The sequence below is a fragment of the Bartonella jaculi genome (genome assembly GCF_039543045.1).
Taxonomy (GTDB): Bacteria; Pseudomonadota; Alphaproteobacteria; order Rhizobiales; family Rhizobiaceae; genus Bartonella; species Bartonella jaculi.
Window position 1 is genome coordinate 251,520 of the sequence record NZ_BAABIZ010000001.1, and the last position, 15,545, is coordinate 267,064.

The window sequence follows — 15,545 nt, forward strand, 5'->3', positions numbered from 1 at the left end:
GTATTAGCTATGGATATTTGCACTTTTGGGTATAGTGGACAATTAAGATTGGTCGATAGACTTTGTTTGTCTTTAATGGTTAAAACTGGGCAACGCGTTAAGCTTTTCAATTATGATAAAAAATAGATAATCTGCCTTTTGGTGTTGAATTGTATGAAGCCGAATCAATTCTACCACGTTCAGCGATTTACCGCCTTGATCCCAATTTTTCTTATGATAAACTAGGATGTACAATTGTTCAATTTTCTGATTTTTTCGTGTTATGTTGATGAAATATCGGCAAGGTGTTTGGTTAGATACAGATATTTACTTAGTTAAACAATTTCACCCAGATGCGGATAAGGTTTGGCTTGCAAGAGAAAATGCTGTAAGGGTAGGTGTTTCTGCACTTTATTTTCCGTTAGATAACCCTATTATAAAAGTATTTGAAGATTATTGGGCAGGCACAGAAATTGTTCCTGATTGGCTTGGGTTTAGACGTCGTATTTGGAAACCATTCTGGTTAAAGAGGAAAAAAATGCCGATTTTACCGAGCAGTCTTGGGGTTACAATATTTGGTAATGATGGTATTTCGCGATTAGCCAAGCGATATGGTTTTTTTCATGAAGCAAAGGGAAAGGAAACTTTTTATTATTGGACAGGGCGAAAAACTGAATATATCTTTGATCCGGCTTTTGGCGTTAAACCGCTTCTAGATCCACGTTTGATAGGATTTCATATTCACAGAAAGACAAAAACCACTCAAAAACCTCAGGAAGGAAGTTTTTACCATTGGGCAGTATCTCGCATTCCTGATACGCGTGGTTTATTCAAGTAGAGTTGTTATTGCTATTTTAACTATTGGGATTTTAATCTTGCCTAAACAGCCGTTGATTGTGGCTTGCGTAAGAGAAGAGTGTTAGCCTACAGATAAAAGTGTGAAGAACGATTCTTACTATAAACGGAAGTAAAAACATGAATAATCCAATAAAAACAGCATTAAGTCTTGTTCCTATGGTTATTGAACAGACTAATCGCGGCGAACGGGCTTATGATATTTTTTCTCGTCTTTTAAAAGAACGGATTATTTTTATTAATGGTCCTGTTGAAGATGGTATGGCGATGCTTGTTTGTGCGCAATTGCTCTTTTTGGAAGCGGAAAATCCTAAGAAAGAGATTAGTCTTTATATAAACTCACCAGGTGGTGTAGTAACATCTGGTATGGCAATTTACGATACTATGCAGTTTATTCGCCCTCCTGTTGCTACACTTTGCATGGGACAAGCAGCATCTATGGGATCGTTACTTTTAACAGCTGGAGCAAAAGGACACCGTTTTACTTTGCCAAATGCACGTATTATGGTGCATCAGCCATCTGGTGGTTTCCAAGGTCAGGCTTCAGATATTGAAAGGCATGCGCAAGATATTATAAAGATGAAACAGCGTTTAAATGAAATTTATGTTCAACATACAGGTCAGGATTATGAGGTTATTGAGAAAACTCTTGATCGCGATCATTTTATGACCGCGCAAGAAGCTAAACAATTCGGTTTAGTTGATGATGTTATACAATATCGCGCAGAAACTGAAAAAGAAGAAAAAGATTAAGAATTTTTATAGAAAAGAGAACTACTCTAAAGAGAGAGTTTTATAAAAATATCGCAAAATAATAAGAAAAACACCTAAAGATATTGTGACACGCATGGTTTTGTATATGTCTTTTAGTTGTCGTTATGAAAAGCTTCATTTGAAAAAACGAAGTATTCATATATCGTGGTGAAAGGAAAATGAAATGAGCAAAATTGGCAATAGCGGGAGCGAATCAAAAAATACTCTCTATTGCTCGTTCTGCGGCAAAAGTCAGCATGAAGTGCGTAAGCTCATCGCGGGCCCTACTGTATTCATCTGCGATGAATGCGTAGAGCTTTGCACGGATATTATTCGTGAAGAAAATAAATCTTCTGGGATTAAGGCGCGTGATGGTGTTCCTACTCCACAGGAAATTATAACAGTTCTCGATGATTACGTTATTGGTCAGCAGCATGCAAAGCGTGTTCTTTCTGTTGCGGTCCATAATCATTATAAACGGCTTGCGCACCAGTCTAAAAGCAATGATATTGAGCTAGCGAAATCGAATATTCTTCTTGTTGGTCCAACGGGATGTGGTAAGACGTACTTAGCACAAACATTAGCGCGTATTATCGATGTGCCTTTTACGATGGCAGATGCAACCACTTTGACTGAAGCAGGCTATGTGGGTGAAGATGTCGAAAATATTATTTTAAAACTTCTTCAAGCTGCTGACTATAATGTTGAACGTGCACAGCGTGGCATTGTTTATATTGATGAGGTCGATAAGATTTCTCGTAAAGCTGATAATCCTTCTATTACAAGAGATGTTTCAGGAGAAGGTGTTCAGCAAGCATTGTTAAAAATTATGGAAGGAACGATTGCTTCTGTTCCTCCTCAAGGTGGGCGTAAGCATCCACAACAAGAATTTCTTCAGGTTGATACAACAAATATTTTATTCATTTGTGGTGGGGCTTTTGCTGGTTTGGAACGGATTATTTCAGGACGAGGTGAAAAAACTTCTATCGGTTTTTCTGCTACAGTTAAAGCGCCTGATGAGCGTTGTGTTGGTGAGATTTTTCGTGATTTAGAGCCAGAAGATCTTATAAAGTTTGGTTTGATACCAGAGTTTATTGGTCGTCTTCCTATTGTCGCCACCTTAGAGGATTTGGATGTTAATGCACTTGTTCAAATTTTATCACAACCTAAAAATGCGTTAGTGAAGCAATATCAGCGTCTTTTTGAGATGGAAAATGTTGAGTTATCATTTCATGAAGATGCCTTACGGGTTATTGCTAAGAAAGCGATTGAGCGTAAAACTGGTGCGCGTGGTTTACGCTCTATTATGGAAAAGATACTTCTTGAGACTATGTTTGAGCTTCCAGCTCTTGAAGGCGTTCAAAAAGTGGTTATTTCGAGTGACGTAGTTGATGGGAAAGCACGTCCTCTTTACATTTATTCAGAACGTGCAGAAGATAAAGAAAATGTATCGGCATGATATTATGCGATATGAGAAGTGGTATAAACCTCATTTGAGGATGGTTGTTTTGGGATATTTATAGTCCTAATGCTTGATTTATGGGTTCACAGTTACCACTTCATGTGTTGTGCAGAGCTGGGGCTTTTCTAAAGGTGGGCTTGTGTAGCGAATAGATCATAGGCTCCGGAAAGGAGAATTATGCAATATATTGATGAAAAGACAGATAGGGTGAGAGAAGGGGTTTATGCTGTTTTACCTCTTCGTGATATTGTTGTCTTCCCACATATGATTGTTCCACTTTTTGTTGGCCGAGAAAAATCGATTCGTGCTCTTGAAGAAACGATGGCGGTTGATAAACAGATATTATTAGTTACGCAAAAAAATGCTTCTGATGATGATCCAAAATCGGAAGATATTTATGATATTGGTACGTTTGCTAATATTCTTCAACTTTTAAAGCTTCCTGATGGCACTGTAAAAGTTTTAGTTGAAGGGACCGGACGTGCAAGAGTCAACCAATTTACTGTGTATGAAGATTATCATCAAGCTTATGCAACTATTATAGAGGAGCCTAGGGAGAATAATGTTGAAATCGAAGCTCTTTCAAGGTCGGTGATTGCCTATTTTGAAAATTATGTAAAGCTTAATAAGAAAATTTCTCCTGATGTTGCTAATGCTATTGGCCAGATTGATAATCCTTCTAAGCTTGCTGATACTATTGCTTCCCATTTGATGATTAAACTTTCAGAAAAACAAGAAATATTAGCGCTGTTACCTATCCGTGATCGCCTTGAGCGTGTTCTTTCATTCATGGAAGGAGAGATTTCTGTTTTGCAGGTTGAAAAGCGTATTCGTTCGCATGTTAAACGGCAAATGGAGAAAAACCAACGTGAATATTATCTCAATGAGCAGATGAAGGCTATTCAGAAGGAGTTGGGAGCGGGTGATGATAGTCGCGATGAGCTTTCTGAGTTAGAAGAACGCATCACGAAGACAAAGTTTTCGAAGGAAGGACGAGAAAAGGCTGAGGCAGAGTTCAGAAAGTTACGGAATATGTCTCCTATGTCTGCAGAGGCGACAGTTGTACGTAACTATCTTGATTGGTTATTGGCAATGCCTTGGGGGAAAAAGTCGAAAATTAAAAACAATTTAGACTTCGCTGAAAAAGTCATGAATAATGAACATTTTGGTCTTGAAAAAGTCAAGGAGCGAATTGTTGAATATTTAGCAGTACAAAGTCGAGCTTCAAAAATAAAAGGTCCTATTATTTGTTTGCTAGGTCCTCCTGGTGTAGGAAAAACATCACTTGCTCGTTCTATTGCGAAAGCAACGGGACGTGAATATGTTCGTATCTCATTAGGAGGTGTGCGAGATGAAGCGGAGATTCGTGGACATCGCCGTACATATATTGGGTCTATGCCTGGAAAAATTATTCAGTCTATGAAAAAAGCTAAGAAATCTAATCCACTTTTCTTGCTCGATGAAATTGATAAAATGGGGCAAGATTTCCGTGGAGATCCTTCATCGGCTTTATTGGAAGTGCTTGATCCTGAACAAAATGGCACCTTTATTGATCACTATTTAGAAGTCGAATATGATCTTTCTGATGTCATGTTCATTACAACTGCCAATACTCTTAATATTCCAGGGCCATTAATGGATCGTATGGAAATCATTCGCATTGCTGGCTATACCGAATGTGAAAAAATGGAGATTGTGAAGCAGCATCTTTTACCCAAGGCATTGAAAGATCACTGTTTATCTAAAAAAGAATTGGGTGTTTCTGATGAAGCTATAAGGTCTATTATTCAATATTATACGCGTGAAGCGGGCGTTCGTAATCTTGAGCGCGAATTAATGAAGATAGCACGTAAATCGGTTACAAAAATTCTTAAAACGCATCAAAAATCTGTAAAAATTACGGAAAATAACATTAATGATTTTTTGGGTGTTAAACGTTACCGCTATAATCAGATTGAAGGAGAAAACCAAGTTGGTATTGTTACTGGGCTTGCGTGGACCGAGGTTGGTGGGGAGCTATTGACCATTGAAGGTGTTATGATGTCAGGTAAAGGCAAAATGACGGTAACTGGAAATTTGCGTGATATCATGAAAGAGTCAATTTCGGCAGCAGCGTCTTATGTGCGGTTTCGTGCTGTTGATTTTGGTATTGAACCCCCGCTTTTTGATAAGCGTGATATCCATGTTCATGTTCCAGAAGGAGCTACACCAAAAGACGGACCATCAGCTGGGATTGCAATGGTGACAGCAATTGTTTCGGTATTAACAGGGATAGCTGTGCATAAAGATATTGCTATGACTGGTGAAATTACTTTACGTGGGCGTGTATTACCGATTGGTGGGTTGAAAGAAAAATTACTTGCGGCTCTTCGAGGAGGTATAAAAAAAGTACTCATTCCTGAAGAAAATGCAAAAGATTTGATTGATATTCCCGATGATGTAAAAAACAATATGGAAATTATTCCAGTAAGTCATGTGAGTGAAGTTCTTAAACATGCTTTGGTTCGTTTCCCTGATCCTATTGAATGGACGGAACCTTCCACGGTACCTGTACCTCTCAGGACAGAGAATGATAGTGAAGGACTGCAGATTTCGCACTGATTCATTATCTTAATTTCACCGGCATTTCCAAAGCAGCTGCAGTCATTTTCGTGGTTTTTTCTCTATTTATTTTGAGAAAAACTAAAAGAAATCCGTGAATAACTGTGATTATTGCTAAAAAACAATGTTTTGGATAAAAATAAGACTTCTGTTTGCTGTACTTTTCAATAAACTAGCAGATAACACGGTTAAGTTGTGTTATCTGATAATATAGGGAAAGGAAATGTTTAATGAATAAAAGTGAATTGGTTAGCTCCATTGCTGAAAAGGCAGGTGTTTCGAAGGCGCAAGCTGGTTCTGTTGTTGATGCTTTTATCGCTTCTGTAACAGAAGCCTTAGCTTCAGGAGGAGATGTTCGTCTTCCGGGGTTTGGTTCTTTCGAAGTTTCTCATCGTGCTGCTACAAAGGGGCGTAATCCTTCAACTGGTGCTGAAATTAATATTCCAGCGCGTTCTGTGCCCAAATTCTCTGCAGGCAAAAGTCTTAAAGAAGCTGTTAATAATAAATAGTTTGCGTAACACTAAAAAACCCGATTTATTCATAAGCGGGTTTTTTTTTACGAATGTTCTGCACATGCTTTTTAGATGAATTTTTGCAGCATGCATTTATTTCTAGCATTGTGAGTTTTTTTGAAAATATTTTAAGGGGTTGCATAAGGTTTGTGTGCGTAAAACACATTCTAGTATTTTAATAAAAATATTATACTGAGAAGAGCCCCTTCTTTCTCATAGGCGAAGATTTATACTCGTAACAGTAGTAATCGGAATGTCAGTATTCTATAAGAGGGAGCTGTCTGTTTGATTTTTTATCGCAGCATATTTTTATTACTCATTTTTTGACGATTAAAGTGCGTTTGAGGTTTGTTATTTATAATAATAACGACTCTATTATAGTAAAAATCTCTTTTGAAACCTCCACACTGTTTAATAAATGATATAGACCAAATGGAGAATTTATGAGTCAAAACAGATATTGTAACGTGTTTTGTGGTTACTCTGTGGGGTGGTAATGAGATTGGTTTAAGAGATAGAAGATGAGTGGTTTATAACGCATCAAATCAGAAACAACGATTGGTCTAGGAATTTTTTTATTCACCTGTTAACCATTGTATACAGTCATTCAGGGCTCTGGTAGTTAGTGCTTGTTTTTTTGCTAATTTTTTTTCTTTGCTTGGTAGGCGTTTTCCTGAATGATTAATAGCCGCAATCGGTGGAAAAAGTCCAAAATTGATATTCATGGGTTGAAAGGATTTTCTTTCTGTTTCTTCCATTACGATGTGTCCGCCTGTAATATGATTCAGAAGAGCTCCTAACGCTGTGGTTGGTGGTGGTAGGCAAGGGCAATTATGGTTATACTCAGCAACGGCGAAACGTCCAGCGAGAAGCCCTATTGCAGATGATTCTACATAACCTTCACATCCGGTAATTTGCCCAGCAAAGCGCAGTTGGGGTCTTTGTTTTAAACGAAGAGTTTGATCAAGAATGATTGGTGAGTTGAGATAGGTATTGCGGTGAAGTCCTCCAAGGCGTGCAAACTCAGCTTTTTCAAGGCCAGGAATCATTCTAAAAATGCGAATTTGTTCACCATATTTCAGTTTTGTTTGAAAGCCGACCATATTATAAAGGGTTCCAAGCTTATTGTCTTGGCGTAATTGGACGACGGCATAGGCTTTAATTGTGGGATTGTGGGCATTGGTTAATCCCATAGGTTTCATTGGACCATGCCTTAAAGTTTCAAGCCCGCGTTCAGCCATAACTTCGATTGGCAGGCATCCATCAAAATAAGGTGTTTTTTCAAAGTCGCGGAATTCTGTTTTTTCTGCACTTTTCAGCTCTTGAACAAATGCTTCATATTGTTCTCTATCAAGAGGGCAATTAAGGTAATCTTTTCCTGTTCCTTCAGGGCCGATTTTATCATAGCGAGACTGATACCAACAAATGTTCATGTCAATACTATCTCTATAGATAATAGGTGCGATAGCATCAAAAAAAGAGAGCGATTCTGTTCCGGTTATTGCTTGTATTGCTTGAGCGAGAGCTGGTGAGGTAAGGGGGCCAGTTGCAATGATAATATGACGCCAATCATCAGGGATTTCTTGAATCTCCTCACGTTCTATCGTTATAAGAGGATGATTTTCGAGTGCTGTCGTAATGGTTTTTGAAAATTCATCGCGGTCAACGGCAAGTGCACTTCCTGCTGGTACTTTATTGGCATCTGCAGCTTTCATAATCAAGGATTTTGCTAATCGCATTTCAGCATGTAAAAGACCTACAGCATTTGTTAATGAATCATCGGAACGAAACGAATTTGAACAGACGAGTTCTGCAAGTTTATCGGTTTTATGGGCATCAGATTTTTTTTGGGGCCGCATTTCATGCAAAATAACGGGAATTCCTGATTGAGCGATCTGCCAGCTTGCTTCACTACCTGCCAGACCGCCGCCTATGATATGGATTGGAGTATTGAACATATTTAACATACTCTGCTTTTAGCGGAAGCAGTTCTGTCTGAAAAGCATAGATTTTGTTTTTGTAATTTGTAAGAATAATTGTGTATTTAGTTTTTTGAATATATTTATTTGCTTTTTTTCTTTAATTAATGGTATAGAAACGCGCTTGTATAAGGTTACTGGCTTGTAAGTTTGAGCGCGGATGTGGCGAAATTGGTAGACGCACCAGATTTAGGTTCTGGCGGGAGACCGTGGGGGTTCGAGTCCCTCCATCCGCACCAATGGAATTCCTTGAGCACTACGGATTTTTACGTGTCTGGAATTCCGCTTCATGGTGATTTGACGCTCCAGTATTAAAATGTAATTATTATCAGAGTAGGGGTATCCCTCTCTTTAGAAGAATGAAGGTTGTTTGATGCAGGTTACCGAGACGCTTAATGAAGGACTGAAGCGCGAAATTAAGATCGTGGTTCCGGCGAGAGATTTAGAAGAAAAATTAAATGAACGGTTGGATGATACCAAAAGTAAGGTCAAGCTTAACGGTTTTCGTCCGGGTAAGGTGCCTGCTGGATACCTGCGAAAGCTGTACGGCAAGTCTTTTATGGCGGAAATTCTCAATGAGATTGTGAGCGAAGCGCCCCGTTCTATTTTAGCTGATCGCGATGAACGCTCAGCGATGCAGCCGCAAATTGATATAGATGAAGATGAAAAAATTTTGGATGGTAAAGCCGATTTTGTTTTCAATTTAAAGTATGAGATTTTGCCAAAATTTGAAATTAAAGACTTTGAACATATTGAAGTTATTCGTGAAATTGCGTCTATTCCTGAACAAGAGATTGATGAGCAAGTAGAGCGTGTCCTTTCTTCTACCCGTAGTTACTCGCTAAAAGAGGGAGCTGCTGAAGAAGGGGATCGTGTTACAATAGATTATTTAGGAAAGCTTGAAGGTGTTCCATTTGAGGGGGGCGCAGATAGTGATGCGCAACTGATTCTCGGGTCAAAACAGTTTATTCCTGGTTTTGAGGAGCAATTGGTTGGCGTGAAAGCAGGTGATACGAAAACGATTTCTGTTAAATTTCCTGATAATTATAGTGCAATGCATTTGGCTGGTCGGGATGCAGAATTTGATATCACAGTTAAAGTTGTCTCTAAACCGGATGCATTAAAGGTTGATGATGAAGCAGCGCAAAAAGTTGGTTTAGAGTCTCTAGAACGCTTACGTGAAGTTGTTCGTGGGCAGATAGAAAGTCAATATGGCTCAATGACCCGTCAAAAAATTAAGCGTCAAATTCTTGATGCTTTAGATGCTGATTATAGTTTTGAAATTCCTGAAGGACTTTTGGAAATTGAATTTAATACTATATGGGCTCAGGTTAATGACGATTTAAAAAAGGCTGGGCGTACCTTTGAAGATGAAGGCGTTACGGAGGATCAGGCGCGGGAAGAGTATCGTGTTCTTGCGCAGCGTCGTGTTCGTCTCGGTTTGGTGCTTTCTGAAATTGGGATGAAGGTTGGTGTTAAAATAAGTGAGGATGAGCTGAAGGCAGCAGTTTTTGATCAGGTTCGCCAATATCCTGGACAAGAGAAAGAGATTATGGATTTTTTCCGTAAAACACCGGAAGCTGTTGCGAATCTACGTGCTCCAATCTTTGAAGAAAAAGTCATTGACCATTTGCTTACACGGATAAAAGTCACAGATAAAGAAGTGACAATTGAAGAGCTGATGAAGGAATATGATGAAACGGATTTAACGGAAGAAAAGCCAGTAAAGAAAAAGTCTGTAGTGAAAGAAAAAGGCGAAGAAAAAGCTCCAGCTAAGAAAAAGGCACCTAAAAAGAGTTAGTTTTGCTTCAAGAGAACAGTCCAACGAGAAGGGGGCTTTTTTTATGAAGTTTATATTCTAGGCTTGCACTTAGAGGGGTTTTGGATTAGCCATCGGATATATTTAAATATTGGTAGTGGATTGGCAATGGGAATCATTGATACGCGGACTCCTGATTCTAAGCGTTTTATTTCTGGGCTTACAGGTGATTGGGAAGTCATCATTGGCATGGAGGTTCATGCGCAAGTCATATCAAATTCAAAACTTTTTTCAGGTGCCTCAACCAAGTTTGGTGCTGAACCGAATAATCACGTATCGCTTATTGATGCAGCTATGCCTGGTATGCTACCAGTTATTAACCAAGAATGTGTTCGTCAAGCAGTTCGAACGGGTTTAGGATTAAAGGCTCACATTAACCTAAGGTCTGTTTTTGATCGTAAGAATTATTTTTATCCAGATTTACCACAGGGATATCAAATTTCTCAATTTCGCTATCCAATTGTAGGTGAGGGAAAGATTACTATATCTGTTGGACCAGATTCCAATGGCCAGTTTGAAGATATTGAGGTTGGGATTGAAAGATTACATCTTGAGCAAGATGCAGGAAAATCGATGCATGATCAGCATCCAACAATGTCTTTTGTAGATCTCAATCGTGCTGGTGTAGCTCTTATGGAAATTGTTTCTAAACCGGATATGCGCTCAGCAGATGAAGCCAAAGCCTATATGACAAAATTACGTACCATTGTTCGTTATTTAGGTACCTGCGATGGCAATATGGATGAAGGTTCTATGCGTGCGGATGTTAACGTATCAGTTCGTCGTCCTGGTGAAAATTTTGGGACGCGCTGTGAGATTAAAAATGTGAATTCTATTCGCTTCATTGGTCAAGCGATTGAATATGAGGCACGACGTCAGATTGCGATTTTAGAAGATGGTGGTGTAATAGATCAAGAAACGCGGCTTTTTGACGCAGCTAAAGGTGAAACGCGGTCTATGCGTTCAAAGGAAGAAGCGCATGACTATCGCTATTTTCCTGACCCTGATCTCTTGCCATTGGAATTTGATCAAGCGTTTGTGGATTCTTTGGCAGCAGAATTGCCGGAATTGCCTGATGATATAAAAACGCGTTTTGTCAAAGAGATAGGGTTAACGGCATATGATGCTTCCATTCTTGTGACAGAAAAAGCTATTGCTGATTATTTCGAAGAAGTAGCAGGTGGGCGTGATGGAAAGACGGTCGCCAATTGGGTGATTAATGATCTTTTGGGTGCTTTAAATAAAGATAATCTTGAGATTGAAGAAACACCAGTGAGACCAGATCAATTGGGGGGCATCATTGATCTTATTAAAGAAGGAACCATTTCTGGAAAAATTGCTAAGGATCTGTTTGAAATTATTTGGAATGAAGGTGGGGATCCGCGTCAAATTGTAGAAGAACGCAATATGAAGCAGGTGACAGATACCAAGGCTATTGAGAGAGCTGTTGATGAAATTATTGCTAGCAATTCTGATAAAGTTGCGCAAGCAAAACAGAAACCCGCTTTGAGTGGTTGGTTTGTTGGACAGGTAATGAAGGCAACAGGTGGTAAGGCAAATCCTCAAACTGTTAATGAATTAGTTAAGGCGAAACTTGGTATAGATTAATATTATGGGTTGGAGAAAAGTCCATAAATATGCTATCTCTTATAGCTGTGGAACACCAATTAAGATTTTCTATCAAATGAAATTGTGATTGATTTTACAGGTAATTTTTATTTTCAGTAATTTCAAATATCATAACAGGTTTATTCCAATGTTTCATTTTGTAGGTATGCTAAGAAATGGAATAAAAGATGGCTAGTTTTTTTAAGCAAGTCTTTACGTGGTGGAATGGTAATACCATCAATACGCGCTTTTTTACGTGGTGCAAAGGCAAGCGTGTAGGGGAGGACCAGTTTGGAAATATTTATTATGAGGGTGGCACTCATAAAGATGGTTATCGGCGTCGTTGGGTAATTTATAAAGGTTATTCTGAAGCTTCTACTATTCCTCCAGGTTGGCATGGTTGGATTCATCATCGCTGTGATAGCCTTCCTACGCAGGAGAATTATCAACCGTATGAATGGGAAAAGCCTCATGTTGCGAACATGACAGGAACAGATGCGGCTTATCGACCAAAGAGTTCCATTGTTCATAATAGTGAGCGTCCTTGTGTGCACGAAGATTATGATGCGTGGTCGCCTAAAAAATGACGTGTTTTAGTGCGTGAGTGTATTTTTCTTATTTTGCACTATTTTGTAATGAAAATTGTTTTTAGATGTGATTGTTTGATGTTATGAGTTTTTTTTTATTGCCAAGGTTGAGGCGTGTTTTTTGTGCTTTTTTCATCGGGGTTGTAGCGGTTTTATCTTCAATGAGTAGAGTGCAAGCCGAACGTATTAGCAATGGGATTGCTGTTTTTGCGGGCCTTGATAAAATTACTGGTCGAACTACGCGTTTTGAAGTTTCTCTTGGTAAAGTTTATCACTATGGTGCTTTGCAGGTCACACCACGTGCATGTTATACGAGTTCGAAGGATGAGCCAACCCGTACGACCGGTTTTGTTGAAGTCAATGAGGTTGCATTAGATAAAAAGGTACGGCGTATTTTTACAGGGTGGATGTTTGCAGATAGTCCTGGTTTGAATGCTGTAGAGCACCCTATTTATGATGTGTGGTTAAAAGATTGCAAGCAGAACGCCCAAAATCTGTCTCTTCAATGATCTGTTATATAAAGTTATATCCTGAAATCAACGGCATTATCTTATTTACTTTATAAGTTTTCTATACAGGTATTTTGAAAAACTTTAATGCCAAGATGCTGAAATTAAGAGCTCATTGATATTTTTGCTTTGGTGTTTAATTTGGTGTTTAAGAAGCAGGCTGTCTCTTTTGGTTGATGGTGATTTTCTTGTAAGTGTTGATTATCAAATTTCTAAACAATAAGGCATCATTTTTATACAGAAAGAACATAGATAAGTTTATGCGCTTTGATTCTCATGAGGGATTATTTTTTTCATTTTGATTGATATGTGCTTTAAATAGATTCGCAATTAAAACTATGTTATTGGTACAATAAAGATTTTAGCTAATTAAAAAATCTTAATTTGAATTTAGTATAGGGCAGCAATTTTGTGGATGATATTCTTTATATCCATTTTTTTAAAAATATTTTGTATATAAGATATAAAAACACTTTCACGGTGAAATATTCGACGTTTAGAAGCAAGAATCGAAGAAATATAAGTTTAATTTCGGTTTTTAATTATCAAAACTGATAGAGCTGTTTTGTTCAAAGAAGTGTCAATTCTATAAAAGAGTATGAGATCTTATACAATGAAAGATGCTAACTACCAACATAATAATACTCTTTTTTTATCAAAACAACCTAAAGAACCATTGCTGAATGTTCCATTTATTATAGTGATTTTGATAACACTTTGTTTTTGTATTTATTTTATTCCTCAATATTTTTTTTCTGATCAACTCTATGTTAAGAGCCGTGAGCTTTTTTCATTTACACCGGTGTTATTTAAGGCAGAACCTTTAGCATTTGCTCATACGATTATAAGTTATTCATTTATGCATGGTAGTTTTGAACATGTTGCTATTAATATGGCTTGGCTTTTGGCTTTTGGCTCTCCTTTGGTCAGGCATTTTGGCAGTTTACGTTTTTTTATTTTTTGGATATTAACAGCAGCTATTTCTGCGTTGACTTATTTTACATTTCATCAAGAGAGTATAGCACCGCTTGTCGGAGCATCTGGTGCAGTTTCTGGAATGATAGGTGCTGTTGCACGTTATGGTTTTTCCCCTGTTCATTTTGGTGTCAGTACAAAGAATGAAAGATTTTTTGGTCCTTTATTATCGATTAAAAAAGCGCTTTGTTCGAGGACAGTGCTTATTTATGTTGGTGTATGGCTGATTATTAATTTTATCATAGGAATTTCCTTCTCTTTTTTTGAAGAGGATAATATTTCAATCGCATGGGAGGCCCATATTGGTGGACTTTTTTCGGGCTTTTTATTGGTTGGCTTTTTTGATATTTTGCGTGGTTAAGGAAAAATTATAGTCTAAGATATTTATGCGCTGCATAGAGCGCTATTGTTGCTGCGTTTGAAACATTTAATGATTTAATATTTCCAGGCATATCAAGGCGTGTTAAGGCGCAAACGGTTTCGCGTGTTTTTTTGCGTAAGCCTTTACCTTCTGCACCTAGGACAAGGGCAATTTTTTCGCCTGTTAATGCTGTTTCTAGAGGATATTCACCTTCTGAATCGAGGCCAAAGCTGATAAAATCTGCTTTATGGAGTTCTTGGAGTGCGTCGGCAAGGTTTCGTACGGTGATATAATGAATCATCTCTAAAGCTCCTGATGCAGCTTTGGCAAGAACGCCACTTTCTTGTGGAGAGTGGCGACAAGTAGTGATGAGTGCTCCAGCTTTAAAAGCAACTGCAGAACGCATAATAGCGCCAACATTATGCGGATCGGTGATTTGATCCATTACAATGACAAGATCGGTATTCGTTAATTCAGACAATTGGCATGGTTTGAGTGGGGTCGTTTCGACAACAATACCTTGATGCACAGCATCACTTCCAACGAGCGAATCAAGTTGTTTAGGGGTGCATAATGTAATGGGACAGGGAAAATCTGATTCGGGTATATTTAATCGTTTTAAGGCATTTGGTGTGGCATGGATATGCTTAAAAATTCTTTTAGGATTTTTTAAAGCTGCATAAACTGAGTGGAGACCGTAAAGACGGATTGTTCCTTCCTTTAAGGAGGACGTTTTCTGTTTCATGCGCGTTGCGAGCGGAGAGAGAAATCCTTTTGTATTGTGAGATCGATGCCGTAGACGCGCAGAGTGAAATTTTTTCGATATTTTTTCTTTCATATTTTCTTTATAGCGTGTTAATAACAAAAGTAGAGAGAAAAAAGCTGTGATTTGAAATTATTAGGAGGAATTTTGTACGGAATTGTATTTATTCTGTTGACAGACACGACAGTAATCGGCATAACGACCCCGCAGCCGACTTCGAATGAATAAGCGATTAGAATTCGGTTGGAGTGATGCTTCATCGCGCAACTTTGACAATGTAATGGAGGGGTGCCCGAGTGGTTAAAGGGGGCGGACTGTAAATCCGTTGCGTATGCTACGTTGGTTCGAATCCAACCCCCTCCACCATTCATTGAAGGAGAGTTATTACGTGGTGTGCGGGTATAGCTCAATGGTAGAGCAGCAGCCTTCCAAGCTGAATATGCGGGTTCGATTCCCGCTACCCGCTCCAGACGGTTATTGATTCCATACAGTTGTTGATGAATGGGCAAGTGATCATGGTGGAGAGATATTTCCATCATAAATTGGGCGGGATTTACCGTCTAAGAGTTGTGATAGTTGGGCTGTTGTATCAGTCCAATATGATTCAGTTCTGAAGTTCTGTTTCTAGGTGCTAACAAAACAAGAGATTGACAACAATGGCAAAGAGCAAATTTGAACGTACGAAGCCGCATGTTAATATTGGTACGATTGGTCACGTTGACCATGGGAAGACTTCGCTAACAGCGGCGATTACGAAGTATTTTGGTGAATTTAAAGCGTAT

The 15,545-nt window shown here is 38.5% G+C and carries 12 protein-coding genes, 3 tRNA genes and 1 pseudogene; 14 read left to right on the top strand and 2 right to left on the bottom strand.

The annotated features are described in order from the left end of the window. The first annotated feature begins 9 nt into the window (after positions 1 to 9). From ABD915_RS01050 to ABD915_RS01070, 5 genes and pseudogenes are all read left to right on the top strand, one after another. Positions 10 to 817, top strand: a pseudogene (locus tag ABD915_RS01050) (hypothetical protein). Between the two features lie 137 nt (positions 818 to 954). Next, the gene (gene clpP / locus ABD915_RS01055) at positions 955 to 1,587 is read left to right on the top strand and encodes an ATP-dependent Clp endopeptidase proteolytic subunit ClpP (protein WP_345113887.1); all 633 of its coding nucleotides are present in this window, start codon (positions 955 to 957) and stop codon (positions 1,585 to 1,587) included. 184 nt (positions 1,588 to 1,771) lie between these two features. After that, a complete protein-coding gene (gene clpX, locus ABD915_RS01060; RefSeq protein WP_345113890.1) occupies positions 1,772 to 3,046 on the top strand; it encodes an ATP-dependent Clp protease ATP-binding subunit ClpX in 1,275 nt (424 codons plus the stop codon). Between the two features lie 180 nt (positions 3,047 to 3,226). Next, positions 3,227 to 5,650, top strand: a complete 2,424-nt coding sequence (gene lon / locus ABD915_RS01065) for an endopeptidase La (protein ID WP_345113893.1) — start codon at positions 3,227 to 3,229, stop codon at positions 5,648 to 5,650. 230 nt (positions 5,651 to 5,880) lie between these two features. After that, positions 5,881 to 6,159: an HU family DNA-binding protein gene (locus ABD915_RS01070; protein ID WP_345113896.1), complete on the top strand. Its 279-nt coding sequence runs from the start codon at positions 5,881 to 5,883 to the stop codon at positions 6,157 to 6,159. A gap of 578 nt (positions 6,160 to 6,737) precedes the next feature. On the opposite strand, the gene trmFO is transcribed toward ABD915_RS01070, so the two are convergent. After that, positions 6,738 to 8,129, bottom strand: a complete 1,392-nt coding sequence (gene trmFO, locus ABD915_RS01075) for a methylenetetrahydrofolate--tRNA-(uracil(54)-C(5))-methyltransferase (FADH(2)-oxidizing) TrmFO (protein ID WP_345113899.1) — start codon at positions 8,127 to 8,129, stop codon at positions 6,738 to 6,740. A gap of 168 nt (positions 8,130 to 8,297) precedes the next feature. On the opposite strand from trmFO, the gene ABD915_RS01080 reads away from it, so the two are divergent. The 6 genes from ABD915_RS01080 to ABD915_RS01105 all read left to right on the top strand — a co-directional run bounded on the left by ABD915_RS01080 (position 8,298) and on the right by ABD915_RS01105 (position 14,000). Further along, positions 8,298 to 8,380: transfer RNA gene (locus tag ABD915_RS01080), tRNA-Leu, on the top strand. Positions 8,381 to 8,514: 134 nt separating this feature from the next. Further along, positions 8,515 to 9,942, top strand: a complete 1,428-nt coding sequence (gene tig, locus ABD915_RS01085; protein WP_345113902.1) for a trigger factor — start codon at positions 8,515 to 8,517, stop codon at positions 9,940 to 9,942. Between the two features lie 126 nt (positions 9,943 to 10,068). Continuing rightward, positions 10,069 to 11,568, top strand: a complete 1,500-nt coding sequence (gene gatB, locus ABD915_RS01090; RefSeq protein ID WP_345113905.1) for an Asp-tRNA(Asn)/Glu-tRNA(Gln) amidotransferase subunit GatB — start codon at positions 10,069 to 10,071, stop codon at positions 11,566 to 11,568. A 188-nt stretch (positions 11,569 to 11,756) separates the two neighbouring features. After that, positions 11,757 to 12,155, top strand: coding sequence for an NADH:ubiquinone oxidoreductase subunit NDUFA12 (locus ABD915_RS01095; protein ID WP_345113908.1), 399 nt, complete (start codon positions 11,757 to 11,759; stop codon positions 12,153 to 12,155). An 83-nt stretch (positions 12,156 to 12,238) separates the two neighbouring features. Continuing rightward, positions 12,239 to 12,664 carry a DUF2155 domain-containing protein gene (locus ABD915_RS01100; protein WP_345113911.1) on the top strand — a complete coding sequence of 142 codons (426 nt, stop codon included), beginning with the start codon at positions 12,239 to 12,241 and terminating at the stop codon, positions 12,662 to 12,664. A gap of 613 nt (positions 12,665 to 13,277) precedes the next feature. Further along, positions 13,278 to 14,000, top strand: coding sequence for a rhomboid family intramembrane serine protease (locus tag ABD915_RS01105; RefSeq protein WP_345113959.1), 723 nt, complete (start codon positions 13,278 to 13,280; stop codon positions 13,998 to 14,000). A gap of 7 nt (positions 14,001 to 14,007) precedes the next feature. Here ABD915_RS01105 and ABD915_RS01110 read toward each other — a convergent pair whose 3' ends face one another. After that, complete coding sequence (locus ABD915_RS01110; RefSeq protein ID WP_345113914.1) at positions 14,008 to 14,838, bottom strand: TrmH family RNA methyltransferase; 831 nt, start codon at positions 14,836 to 14,838, stop codon at positions 14,008 to 14,010. A 207-nt stretch (positions 14,839 to 15,045) separates the two neighbouring features. Here ABD915_RS01110 and ABD915_RS01115 point away from each other — a divergent pair. From ABD915_RS01115 to ABD915_RS01125, 3 genes are all read left to right on the top strand, one after another. Beyond that, positions 15,046 to 15,129: transfer RNA gene (locus tag ABD915_RS01115), tRNA-Tyr, on the top strand. Positions 15,130 to 15,158: 29 nt separating this feature from the next. After that, positions 15,159 to 15,232: transfer RNA gene (locus ABD915_RS01120), tRNA-Gly, on the top strand. Positions 15,233 to 15,419: 187 nt separating this feature from the next. Then, positions 15,420 to 15,545, top strand: a 126-nt coding sequence (locus ABD915_RS01125) for a GTP-binding protein (protein ID WP_234924853.1), incomplete at its 3' end; no start/stop codon positions are given.